Origin of the sequence: Flavobacterium hibernum (assembly GCF_000832125.1) — a bacterium.
Taxonomy (GTDB): domain Bacteria; phylum Bacteroidota; class Bacteroidia; order Flavobacteriales; family Flavobacteriaceae; genus Flavobacterium; species Flavobacterium hibernum.
Genome location: NZ_JPRK01000015.1, coordinates 25,994 through 38,304 on the forward strand (window position 1 = coordinate 25,994; position 12,311 = coordinate 38,304).

Below are 12,311 nucleotides of genomic sequence, written 5' to 3' on the forward strand. Positions count from 1 at the left end.
GTAGTATTCAAAAACAGTCGCCATGCAAAATACCAAAATCAAAACTACCTGTTCCTATTGTGGCGTTGGCTGCGGGATAATCGTTACCAACGATGCCAAAAACGGTGTGATGGTAACGGGCGACATAGATCATCCGGTAAACAAAGGAATGCTCTGTTCTAAAGGAATGAATTTGCATTATGTCGTTAATGACACTTCAGACCGGATTTTATATCCGGAAATGCGAGGCAGCAAATCCTATCCGCTGGAACGTGTAAGTTGGGACACCGCCCTTGATCGTGCCGCAGCTGTTTTTACTTCGATTATAAAAAAACACGGACCAGATAGTGTTGGATTTTATATCTCTGGACAATGTTTAACGGAGGAATATTACTTAGTAAACAAACTTGTAAAAGGTTTTTTGAAAACTAATAATATCGATACCAATTCCAGACTTTGCATGAGTTCTGCAGTTGTAGGTTATAAAAAAACATTTGGAGAAGATTCTGTACCTATTGCTTATGAAGATATCGAATTAGCCGATACTTTCTTGATTACAGGCGCAAATCCTGCTTGGTGTCATCCAATTTTATTTAGAAGAATCGAAAAACACAAAGAGAATAACCCCAAAATAAAAATCATTTGTATTGATCCAAGACGAACGGATACGGCTGCTTTTGCCGATTTACATCTACAAATTATTCCAGGATCTGACATTATATTATATCATGCAATTGCCAAACGCATTATAGAAAAGGGTTACGTCGATCACGATTTTGTAAAAAATCATGCCGAAAACTTCAAACAATATAAGGACTTAGTTTTAAGTACTTCTTTTGAAAAAGCGTCTAAACTATGTGGAATATCAGTAAACGATATTAAACTTGCTGCTGATATTATAGGAAAAGCTAAAGGATTTATTTCGCTTTGGGCAATGGGACTTAATCAAAGTGCCGTTGGCGTTGATAAAAATACTGCTTTATTAAATTTATCTCTATTAACGGGACAAATTGGAAAACCCGGTTCCGGACCATTTTCTTTAACGGGACAACCCAACGCAATGGGCGGACGTGAAGTGGGCGGAATGGCAACTTTATTGGCCGCACATAAAGACATTGCAAATCCTGAACATCGCAAGGAAGTAGCCAATTTTTGGGGCGTTGACGAAATCTCAGACAAACCCGGTTTAACGGCAACTGAAATGTTTGAAGCACTGGAATCTGGAAAAATGAAAGCTGTTTGGATTATTTGCACCAATCCGATGGTGAGTTTGCCCGATTCACGACGTATCGAAAAAGCTTTGCAAAATGCCAAGTTTGTAGTCGTTCAGGATATTTCGCATAATGCTGATACGTCAAAATATGCCGATTTATTATTACCCGCCGCAGGTTGGTTAGAAAAAGAAGGCACAATGACCAACTCTGAGCGACGCATTTCTTATTTACCAAAAGGAATTAATCCGCCTGGAGAAGCACTTCCAGATATCGAAATCTTAATTCGTTTTGCTAAAAAAATGAATTTCTACGGATTTGATTTTAATAGCGCCGAAGAAATTTATAAAGAACATTGCGCACTTACCAAAAACACGAACATTGATATATCATTTTTAAACTATCATCGTTTAAAAACAGAAGGTACTTTTCAATGGCCAGTTCCAGATTACGGACATCCGGGAACTCCTCGCCTTTTTACCGATAAAAAATTCTACACGCCATCGCAAAAAGCAATTTTTAATATTCCCACTTTTATTGAAAATACATCAGAACAACCAAGTCCTAAATATCCATTTATTCTTACCACAGGACGAGTTCGCGATCAATGGCATACGATGACTAAAACAGGAAAAGTTTCCAGATTGATGACGCATACGCCTAGTCCTGTTTTAGAGATTAATCCTATTGATGCTTTTAAAAACGATATAAAAAATGGTGATATTATTGTTGTTTCCAGTAAAAATGGAGAAGTTCGTGTAAAAGCTAAAGTAACAGATTCAATCAAAGAAAAAGTAGTTTTTCTACCCATGCATTGGGGGAAACAACTCGAAAATGATTTGAACCGCACTAATAATTTGACCAATACAGTTGTCGATCCGGTTTCAAAAGAACCTGATTTTAAATATACAACAGTCAATATTTCTAAATATATAAAACCTTTCCAGAAAATTGCCATAGTGGGTGCCGGAGCAGCTTCTTTCAGATTCATACAAAACTATCGCGAATTCAATCAAACCGATGAAATTATTGTTTTCTCGAACGAAGTAAATCCGTTTTACAATCGCGTTTTACTTCCGGAATATATGACTGGCGAATTTACTTGGGAACAATTGTTAAAAGTAAAAGATGGCGAAGCTTTCAACAAACTAAATATTACTATGAAAGCCGGCGTTGCAATTGACAAAATCGATGCTGGCCAAAAAACAATTACAGATAGTCTAGGTGAAACACATACTTTCGATTCTTTGATTCTGGCAACCGGAAGTCGTCCGTTTGTGCCAGAAAATGCTCAACTACATCTTCCGGGTCGTTTTACCGTACGAAGAAAAGAAGATGCAGATCGTTTAAAAAAACATCTTGACAGCACTAATTTACCGCCCGAAGAGCAACATGTTGTAATTATTGGCGGTGGTTTATTAGGTTTAGAATTGGCAGCAGCTTTAAAACATAAAAAAGTAAAAACAACTATAATTCAGCGTGCATCTCGTTTGATGGAACGTCAATTGGACCGAATTTCAAGTAAATTGTTGGCCGAAGAAGTTCAGCTTCGTGATATTCAAATTTATTTTGACAATGAAGTCAGTACGGTTTTTGAAACGGATAATGAAAACGAAATCGAAATTGCTTTAAAAAGTGGCCGAATTATTACTGCAAATGCCATTGTTTATACTATTGGAACAATTCCGAATATCGAAATTGCAAGAGAAACTGGTCTTGCCTGCGGTCGTGGCGTAAAAGTAAATCAGTATTTACAATCATCAAATCCGGATATTTATGCCATTGGAGAAATTGCCGAATTCAACAATAAATTATTCGGAATCACATCGGCAGCCGAAGAACAAGCAGATATTCTAGCTAACTTTTTGGCGGGCGATATTAGCAGTTTTTACAAAGGTTCGATCTTAATGAACATTCTAAAACTAGAAGATATTAACCTTTGCAGTATTGGAGATTTAACCATTCCAGAAAATGACGATTCATACGAAGAAATTATTTTTGCCGATTTGAAAAAACGCTATTACAAGAAGTGTATCGTAAAAGACGATTTGCTTGTTGGCGCAATTTTAATGGGAGATAAAAATGAATTTGCCGAATTTAAAACGATGATCGAAAGCAAAATCGAATTATCTGACAAACGAAATACATTGCTTCGCGGAAGCTCAAATGCCAAACCTGTTTTAGGAAAATTAGTTTGTTCCTGTAGCCAGGTAGGAGCCGGAAATATAGAAGAAACCATAAAAGGTGGTGTCACTAATTTTACAGATTTATGCAAAAATACAGGCGCAGGATTGGGCTGCGGAAGCTGTAAAACCGAAGTAAAAGAGATATTGGCGAAATGTAAATAGTATTCAGTCGCAGTTTACAGTCGCAGTCGCAGTTAACAGTATTCAGTTGACAGTAAGACTAATAAAGTAAACCAAAATTAAAAACTGAGACCGGAAACTAAGACTGAGACTGGAAACCGAGACTGCCACCGAAAACGGAGACTGAAAACTGAGACTGAAAACTGAGACTGAAAACCGAAAACTAAGAAAATATGGAACTAACAAGACTAATAGTAAAAGGAGGAGTTATTTCGCCTGGAGAATTGCGAGAAGTAGTCAATATGGCAATGGATCAGGGTTTAGATTCGATTTCATTTGGTTCAAGACAAGACATTATTTTTCCTAACGGATTTAAATCTTTAGATAAAGAAAAACTGGGCAAACATCATTTTGTTTTTCCAGATCAAAAAAGTGGCAATAATATTGTTTCTTCTTATGTTTCCACAGATATTTTTAGAAATACCAATTGGCTTACGGGTAATAAATTTCTATACATTTTAGAGCAATTTAAAGAACAGCCAAAACTCAAAGTAAACATAACCGATCCTAAACAACAATTGGTTCCCTTATTTACAGGACATCTCAATTTTATAGCTTCAGAGCACGAAGATTACTGGTTTTTATACATTCGTTTACCAAAATGGGAGCGAATGGAAATGTATCCAATCCTGATTTATAGTTGGGATATTGCAACTTTCTACTATGAAATCGAAAAAATTGCAGCCGAAGAATCAATGGGAATTGATATGCTTTTTAGCTTGGTTAGTGATGCATTAGAAACCAATAACAGAACAATTGATAAACCTTTGAATATTCCTTTTTATCCTTTTCCATATTATGAAGGTATGAATAGAATGGGAATTGATCAGTATTGGCTTGGTTTGTATTGGAGAAATAATTTGTACAATCTCGATTTTCTAAAAGAAATGTGCGACTTGTGTTTTGATTGCAAAATTGGAAAAATATGCATTACGCCATGGAAATCCTTTATTATAAAAGGAATTCCAAAAGATCGAAAACTGGAATGGGAGAAATTCCTGGGCAAAAGAGGAATCAACGTTCGTCATTCTTTACTTGAATTAAACTGGCATTTACCTGTTGCAATGGAATGGGCATTAAACCTTAAAACTTTCTTGGTTCGTACGCTCGATCAATTTGACATTAGTACTTATGGCTTAACTTTTGGAATATCCGAATATAATCGTGATGGTCATTATTTCACTTCGATTGTTGTCGAAAAAAATGAGTTGCCACCAGCTTTAGAGTCCATTAAAATTCGAGATACTTACAATGTATTGTTTGCTAAAAATTTTGATCCAAATACAAGAGAATATCTCGTGCATTCGCAAGATATTGACAAACTCGAATTGCCTACGATTTTAATTGAATTGAGCCGAAAATATTTTGACGAACTAGGAAATTCAGTTCCTGAAACAAATGAAAATTTACAGAAAAAAGAAAAACCAAAATTAGATATTTACCAATGTCAGGAATGTTTAACATTATACAATTCTGAATACGGAGATGAAACCCAAGGAATTCCAAAAGGTATTCTATTTACAGATTTAGGCGAAGATTATTGCTGTTCTTTATGCGAAGCACCAAAAAATACTTTCAGGATTTTAGAGATCATAAAAAACTAAGTAAACCATTATATTCATCATAATATCTATTAAGTCTTACGAAACGTAGTTTACTAAAAACAAATTATTATTGAAGTAATCCTTTTATAGTATTGTTTTTAATACTGTATTTCCTCTATTTTCTCAAGTAGAATTGTTAAGAGATTTTGTTTTTTTTTATTCAATAAAACAACAATAAACTAATATTCAGTATTTTATAATTTAAAATTATAGAAAAACTTAACATTGGGGCATTTGTTTATTGATTATATTTACTTAACCGTAAATTAACAATTTAGATACATTGTTAACAATATACTCATCTAAAAGCAAATTTATTATATGGAAAACAAAGCCACAGATACGAATCCTGAGAAAATCGATTCTCCAAAACCAGAAATTACGCAACCTGTTACCGAGAGTGCAAAACCTGCAAATACTCCAGTAAAAGCACCCGTTCGTAAAACAACACAAGTTAAAACTACTACCGCTGCAAAACCGGCTGCATCAACAGCTGCAAAGCCTACTACACCAAAAGCACCAGCAAAACCTGTTACAAAAGCAGCTACAACTGCTGCTCCAAAAGTTCCGGCAAAAACAACAATTGCGTCGAAACCAGCAGCAAAAAGTACGCCTGTAAAAAAAGTAGCTACGCCAACTATAAAACCTGAAATTGCAAAGGAAATTTTAGAACCAAAAGACGAAAAGACAACTGAAATAAAATTAAAAGAAGAATCAACAAAAGGCAAATCTGCCGATAAAAAGAAGAAAAAAGTGAAAGACAAAGACAAAGAAAAAGAGCAAGCCAAAAAGAAATTAGCTAAGAAAAAAGAAAAAGCTAAAAACGACAAAAAGAAAGAAAAAGCTAAAAAAGCTAAACAGAAAGCCAAAGCAAAGAAAAAAGAAAAAGCTAAAAAGGCAAAAGAGAAAGCTAAAGCTAAAAAAATAGCCAAGAAAAAAGCAAAGTCTCAGAAAAAATCTAAGGCTAAAAAGAAAAAATAATATTTAAGAAAGGTTTGACTTCAAAAAGTTGAACCTTTTTTTTTGCCTCTAAATTTATCATCTAGTTTGTCATTTCGACGAAGGAGAAATCTCCACGAGAAGCTCGACAAAGATTTGATTCTCATTACGGAGTTACTTGCGGAGATTTCTCCTTCGTCGAAATGACAAACTGTATGGCCAAAAAGTATTAGAAACAACATTCCAATTAAAATAAATTTATCTACATATGAAAATAATCATCAGAAGCGCCAAAATTATCGATTCAAAAAGTCCGTTTCATAACCAGACCGTTGATCTTTTAATTGCAGATGGTATTATAGAAAAAATAGGAACTTCGATTCTTGATATCGAGGATACAACCGAAGTTAAATTTGATAATTTACATCTTTCTCAAGGTTGGTTTGACAGTAGTGTTTCTCTTGGAGAACCAGGTTATGAAGACAGAGAAACAATTGCAAATGGTTTGAATGTTGCGGCAAAAAGCGGTTTTACAGCAATTGCCTTACAACCAAACTCTTTCCCTATTATCGACAATCAATCTCAGGTAAATTTTGTAAAAAACAAAGCAAATGGTTTTGCAACAGAACTTTTCCCTATTGGCGCTTTAACAAAAGCCAGCGAAGGAAAAGATATGGCCGAATTATTTGACATGAAAAATACAGGTGCAGTAGCTTTTGGAGATTATAACAAAAGCATTGACAACGCCAATCTATTAAAAATAGCTTTGCAATATGTACAGGATTTTGATGGATTAGTAATTACTTATGCACAAGATGCCAACCTAAAAGGAAATGGAGTCGTAAACGAAGGAATTGTTTCAACAAGATTAGGCTTAAAAGGAATCCCAACTTTGGCAGAAGAATTACAAATTTCCAGAAACTTATTTTTATTAGAATATACAGGAGGAAAATTACACATTCCAACCATTTCTACAGCAAAATCGATGGCATTAATTAAAGAAGCTAAAGCAAAAGGTTTACAAGTAACGTGTAGTGCATCTGTACATCATTTGGTTTTAACCGATGAAAAACTGGAAGGTTTTGACACTCGATTTAAAGTTACACCTCCATTAAGAACAGAAACAGACAGAACCGCTCTTATCAATGCCGTTTTAGACGGAACGATTGACATGATTACTTCAGATCATAACCCAATTGATATTGAGTTTAAGAAAATGGAATTTGATACTGCTAAAAACGGAACAATTGGTCTAGAAAGTGCCTTTGGAGCTTTATTAACTGTTTTGCCTCTTGAAATTGTAATTGATAAACTAACTTTAGGAAAAGCTGTTTTTGGAATTGAAAACAACACAATTGCCGAAGGTTCTAAAGCAAACTTTACATTCTTTACTCCAGAAGGAAAATCGACTTTTACAAAGCAAAATATACTTTCGAAATCTAAGAATTCTGCCTTTTTAGGTACAGAATTAAAAGGTTCTGTTTATGGAATCTTGAATCAAAATAAACTTGTTATCACAAAATAATTACAATGAATAATTCAATCGAAGAGGGAAAATCAATCGCTATAACCAGTTATATTTTGATAATTGGCGTTTTAATTGCGATGTCGATGAACTCCGAAAATAAAAATAGTTTTGCTTCTTTTCATATCCGTCAGGCTTTAGGATTGTCTTTGACATTTATTTCTTTTGGGACTATTATTAGCAATTTTGATAGCTTTATGATCACTTTCCCAATGTGGATTTGTATTTCAGTCTTATGGACTTACGGGATTTTTAGCGCTATTCAAGGGCAAACAAGACCAATTCCGTTAGTTGGAAATCTATTTCAAAAATGGTTTAAATCTATCGGGTAAGTAAAAAACCAAAAATTAAATTCCAAATTCCAAAAAAAAATCCGTTGAAATCTGCGTTATCGCTTTAGCGAATCTGTTTTATCAGCGTATAAATTTGAACACAGATGACGCGGATTTGCAAGCAAAAACACGGACAAAAACAGATTTCTTTGTCAATAACTTTGTAAAAGTTTAAAACTTCGGCAAAGTTTAAAATTTACAATTCACAACTTACAATTCACAATTAAAAATGAATCTATCCTTAGAATATAAAATACAAGAACCAAAAGTAATTTTAGATAAAAACCCTGTTTTAATTTTATTGCACGGATACGGCAGCAACGAAGCTGATTTGTTTTCGTTTGCTACAGAACTTCCTGATAATTATTACATTATTTCGGCTAGAGCGCCTTACGATTTACAATATGGTGCTTATGCTTGGTACGCCATTAATTTTGATGCTGATCAGAATAAATTTTCAGACAACGAGCAAGCAAAAACTTCACGTGATCTAATCGCCACTTTTGTTGATGAATTAATTGCAAATTATCCAATTGATGCTAATAATGTAACTTTAATTGGCTTTAGCCAAGGTTCGATTTTAAGCTATTCGGTTGCCTTATCTTATCCTGAAAAAATTAAGCGAGTTGTCGCAATGAGTGGTTATTTTAATGAAGAAATCATCAAAGAAGGCTACGAGAAAAATGACTTTAAAAATTTAAAAATATTTGCTTCTCACGGAACTGTAGATCAGGTAATCCCAATTGATTGGGCTAGAAAAACACCAGCAATTTTAGAGAAATTAAACATTCCGATTACTTACAAAGAATATCCTGTTGGGCACGGTGTTGCACCACAGAACTTCTTTGATTTTAAGAATTGGCTTGCGGAGTAGTATTCAGTTTTCAGTCGCAGTTTTCAGTCTAAGTCATAAAAGCTGAAAACTGCGACTAAAAACTTTAAACTTTATTCTCCTGTATAAATAATCTTTCCTGCTTTTTTCAATACATATCCTTTCCACGGAATCAATTGCAAATCTCCTTTTACCCAAGAATCGCCTTCAGATTTTCTTTCTAAAATGATTGATTCTTTTTGAGTATCCAGAAAAAGCTCTGCTTTGTTTCCATCAAAAATAACATACGCAGCTGTTGTATAAGTTTTCCCACTTTCTTCAGCATGAGTCAATTTTGTACCTTCAAAAATTCGAATACATTCCTTTTTAAGAGTTGACCACGTATATCCTGCTGAGGCTTTACAACCATGAGCATCAGCATCACTTCCAACAACAGTTTCTTTTTGTGGTTCTTTTGGAGTAGTCTTTGCATTTTCCTGAGAAATCTTTTTTGCACAAGAAAATGAGCTCGCAATAATCAAAAACAAAAACATCTTTTTCATAATTCTATTTATTTAAAGGTCAAAAAAAATAGGATTATAAAATCCTATTTTTGATACAACCAAGTTTGATTTACTTCAAAGGTAATATTATCGTCGTTATCAACAAAATATTTTAACAAGACTTCTCCCCATAAATCTCCATTGCTATAATCAGCAATAATCCATCTATGATTTAGCAATTTTACTTTATTAATGATAAATTTCTTTCCATCTATTTTATCTTGTCCTGTATAAGGATTTCCGTTAGGATTCGAGTTTAAGTCTAATAATTTCTCTGTAACAACCGGAATTAATTTTTCGAACAAAATTACTTTTCCTCCAGAAGCGCTGTTATCAAAATAGTTTTGTGCATTTTCGTTATGTTCTAAAGAAAAATAATCTGCATCGGTCAATTGTGTTTTCACTAAATTGATGCTATCTCTTAGCTTCTTTGTTGTTTTCTCGTATCTTTCTTCACCAAATTTTACTTCTCGGCTATAAAACATATAAGTAAAAACATTCATTAATATCGCAAGGATAAAAAGGTAAAGCATTAAGGATTTTTTCATTTTTGAGGTATAATTAAATTGTAATTTCTAAGTTATCGTAAGCCAAAAAGACATTTTTAGGCAATTGTTTCTGTACTTCTTCATGAAAGCCTAAAACATGACTAATATGCGTTAAATAAGCTTTTTCTGGTTTTACCAGATCAATAAAATCAAGTGCTTCCTGCAAATTGAAGTGTGTATCGTGCGGTTCAACTCGCAAAGCATTTACCACTAAAACCTTAAGACCTTTTAGTTTTTTGACTTCGGCTTCGTTAATAGTCTTAACATCGGTTAGGTAAGCAAAATCATCTATCCGATAACCAAAAACCTGCAAATCACCATGCATAACATTTACTGGAATAGCGGTTTTGTCGCCAATGGCAAATGGTTCGTTATTGATTACTTCGATAGTTTTAACGCTTGGCGCTCCAGGATATTTGTTTACGGTTTCGAAAACGTAGTCAAAGCGACGTTTTAGATTATCTATAACACGCTGATGTGCATAAACCGGAATTTCACCCTGACGAAAATTGTACGGACGTATATCATCTAAACCAGCCGTATGATCAGCATGTTCGTGTGTAAACAGTATAGCATCGAGCTTGCGACATCCGCACGAAAGCATTTGTTGCCTAAAATCAGGCCCACAATCTATTACGTATGAGTGTTCGTTCCATGTTATCCAAATGGATACGCGGAGCCTTTTGTCCTTAGCATCAGTGCTTTTACAAACGGGATGATCGACTCCGATGATCGGAATGCCTTGAGATGTACCAGTACCTAAAAAATAGACCTTCAATTGAACTTAATTTTTTTACAAAAATAGGATTATTTCTCTTTCATTAGAAGCCTAATTTGCTAACTTTGTAACAAATCTATTTAAAATAAAATGGGTACAGAAATAAAACTCAAAGGTGACAAGGTCATCGAACAGATTCCTTCTATAAAAGACAAAGCGCTACGCATTAATTTAAACGAGAATATTTACGGAACTTTTGCTGAAATTGGCGCTGGACAAGAGACAGTAAGGCATTTTTTCAGATCCGGAGGTTCATCGGGAACAATTGCAAAAGCAATGTCTGCCTATGACAAAGATTTTAGTGATGCGGTTTATGGAGTCGAAAATGATGGTCGCTATGTAACCGAAGAGAGATTAAAAAAGATGTTAACTCTTGAAGGTCAAATTATCGAAGAACGTTTAAGCAGAGAAAAACATCCTACCAAACTCTTCTTTAGCTACGCCAACACCGTTGCAACTATCGATTTTGCAAAACAATTTAAAGGTCACGGTTGGGTTGGAATTAGATACCAAATTGAACCTGACGAAGCTTACAACGAAATTATTCTTCATATTCGTTTTAAAGAAACTGACGCTCGACTACAACAAGAAACACTTGGTATTTTAGGAGTAAACTTAATTTACGGTGCTTTTTACAAATACAATGATCCAAAACGATTACTTCGTTATTTATACGATCACTTAGACAAAGACCAACTCGAAATTGACACTATTAACTTCTCAGGACCTCGTTTTGCAGATGTTGATAATCGTTTGATGAGTTTACAATTGGTTAAAAATGGTATGACTGATGCCGTAATGTTTAACCCTGAAGGGAAAAACATACTACCGGCTGCTATTTTATACAAAAAGAATCTTCTTGCTTTAAGAGGAAGTTTTCGTCCGGTTACGAAAGTAAACATGGATATGTATGAGAAATCACTAAAAATGTTTCTTGAAGAGAACAAAGTTGAAAAAGACAACACTTTGGTTGTTTTTGAAATTACGCTATCGAATTTACGTTCTGATGGAGAAATTGATGAACGCGATTTTATGGACAGAGCCGAATTGCTTTGTTCGCTAGGTCAAACGGTTATGATTTCGAATTTTCAGGAATATTACAAAGTGGTTGAATACTTTGCTAATTATACCAAAGCCAGAATGGGATTGGCAATGGGCGTAAACAACTTAGTGGATATTTTTGACGAGAAATACTACCGACATTTAAGTGGAGGAATTCTTGAGGCTTTTGGAAAATTATTCTATAGAGATATGAAAGTTTTCTTGTATCCGATGTTAGATGACAATGGCGTTTTAATGGATTCTAATAACTTAAAAGTTCATCCGAGAATGAAAGAATTGTACAAATTCTTTAAATTTAATGGAAAAGTAGTTGACATCGCCGATTATGATCCGCATAATTTAGAGGTTTTCTCTCGTGAGGTTTTAAAAATGATCAATCAAGGAAAGCCGGGATGGGAACCAATGCTTCCGTCTGGTATTGCCGAAATTATAAAAGAACATCATCTTTTTGGGTATCATCCGCAAAAAGAGTTAGAACAGAATAACTAAAAGAAAGTCCCTTAATTGGGACTTTTTTGTTTTAGGTGTGAATTGACTAAAAATTTTACCGCAAAGTGCGCAAAGAATATTTTTAGATTATGTGTAGAAAACAC

At 34.2% G+C, this 12,311-nt stretch carries 10 protein-coding genes; 7 read left to right on the forward strand and 3 right to left on the reverse strand.

Going from position 1 to position 12,311, the window contains the following annotated elements:
- Positions 1 to 22: 22 nt before the first annotated feature.
- The 6 genes from IW18_RS17320 to IW18_RS17345 all read left to right on the forward strand — a co-directional run bounded on the left by IW18_RS17320 (position 23) and on the right by IW18_RS17345 (position 8,830).
- On the forward strand, positions 23 to 3,538 hold the full coding sequence (locus IW18_RS17320) for a nitrate reductase (RefSeq protein WP_041519234.1): 3,516 nt from the start codon (positions 23 to 25) through the stop codon (positions 3,536 to 3,538).
- A gap of 191 nt (positions 3,539 to 3,729) precedes the next feature.
- The gene (locus IW18_RS17325) at positions 3,730 to 5,160 is read left to right on the forward strand and encodes a rubredoxin (protein WP_041519235.1); all 1,431 of its coding nucleotides are present in this window, start codon (positions 3,730 to 3,732) and stop codon (positions 5,158 to 5,160) included.
- 321 nt (positions 5,161 to 5,481) lie between these two features.
- Positions 5,482 to 6,141, forward strand: coding sequence for a hypothetical protein (locus IW18_RS17330; protein ID WP_041519236.1), 660 nt, complete (start codon positions 5,482 to 5,484; stop codon positions 6,139 to 6,141).
- 226 nt (positions 6,142 to 6,367) lie between these two features.
- A complete protein-coding gene (locus IW18_RS17335) occupies positions 6,368 to 7,624 on the forward strand; it encodes a dihydroorotase (RefSeq protein WP_041519237.1) in 1,257 nt (418 codons plus the stop codon).
- Between the two features lie 5 nt (positions 7,625 to 7,629).
- Positions 7,630 to 7,956 (forward strand): membrane protein, encoded by a 327-nt coding sequence (locus tag IW18_RS17340; protein WP_041519239.1) that lies wholly within the window; start codon positions 7,630 to 7,632, stop codon positions 7,954 to 7,956.
- A 229-nt stretch (positions 7,957 to 8,185) separates the two neighbouring features.
- Complete coding sequence (locus tag IW18_RS17345; RefSeq protein WP_041519240.1) at positions 8,186 to 8,830, forward strand: alpha/beta hydrolase; 645 nt, start codon at positions 8,186 to 8,188, stop codon at positions 8,828 to 8,830.
- Positions 8,831 to 8,901: 71 nt separating this feature from the next.
- On the opposite strand, the gene IW18_RS17350 is transcribed toward IW18_RS17345, so the two are convergent.
- The 3 genes from IW18_RS17350 to IW18_RS17360 are packed head-to-tail and all read right to left on the reverse strand — an operon-like array spanning position 8,902 to position 10,656.
- The gene (locus IW18_RS17350) at positions 8,902 to 9,330 is read right to left on the reverse strand and encodes a hypothetical protein (protein WP_240475575.1); all 429 of its coding nucleotides are present in this window, start codon (positions 9,328 to 9,330) and stop codon (positions 8,902 to 8,904) included.
- 44 nt (positions 9,331 to 9,374) lie between these two features.
- Positions 9,375 to 9,878, reverse strand: a complete 504-nt coding sequence (locus IW18_RS17355) for a hypothetical protein (protein WP_041519242.1) — start codon at positions 9,876 to 9,878, stop codon at positions 9,375 to 9,377.
- A gap of 13 nt (positions 9,879 to 9,891) precedes the next feature.
- Complete coding sequence (locus tag IW18_RS17360) at positions 9,892 to 10,656, reverse strand: MBL fold metallo-hydrolase (RefSeq protein ID WP_041519243.1); 765 nt, start codon at positions 10,654 to 10,656, stop codon at positions 9,892 to 9,894.
- Positions 10,657 to 10,746: 90 nt separating this feature from the next.
- Here IW18_RS17360 and IW18_RS17365 point away from each other — a divergent pair, with 90 nt between their 5' ends.
- Entirely contained in the window at positions 10,747 to 12,207 is a 1,461-nt protein-coding gene (locus IW18_RS17365; RefSeq protein ID WP_041519245.1) for a TonB-dependent receptor, read from the forward strand.
- The last annotated feature ends 104 nt before the right edge of the window (positions 12,208 to 12,311 follow it).

Bases quoted from the DNA above. Each gene is read 5' to 3' on its own strand.
- IW18_RS17335 (WP_041519237.1), top strand. From the start codon at position 6,368: ATGAAAATAATCATCAGAAGCGCCAAAATTATCGATTCAAAAAGTCCG.
- IW18_RS17320 (WP_041519234.1), top strand. From the start codon at position 23: ATGCAAAATACCAAAATCAAAACTACCTGTTCCTATTGTGGCGTTGGC.
- IW18_RS17345 (WP_041519240.1), top strand. From the start codon at position 8,186: ATGAATCTATCCTTAGAATATAAAATACAAGAACCAAAAGTAATTTTA.
- IW18_RS17340 (WP_041519239.1), top strand. From the start codon at position 7,630: ATGAATAATTCAATCGAAGAGGGAAAATCAATCGCTATAACCAGTTAT.
- IW18_RS17355 (WP_041519242.1), bottom strand. From the start codon at position 9,878: ATGAAAAAATCCTTAATGCTTTACCTTTTTATCCTTGCGATATTAATG.
- IW18_RS17350 (WP_240475575.1), bottom strand. From the start codon at position 9,330: ATGAAAAAGATGTTTTTGTTTTTGATTATTGCGAGCTCATTTTCTTGT.
- IW18_RS17330 (WP_041519236.1), top strand. From the start codon at position 5,482: ATGGAAAACAAAGCCACAGATACGAATCCTGAGAAAATCGATTCTCCA.
- IW18_RS17325 (WP_041519235.1), top strand. From the start codon at position 3,730: ATGGAACTAACAAGACTAATAGTAAAAGGAGGAGTTATTTCGCCTGGA.
- IW18_RS17365 (WP_041519245.1), top strand. From the start codon at position 10,747: ATGGGTACAGAAATAAAACTCAAAGGTGACAAGGTCATCGAACAGATT.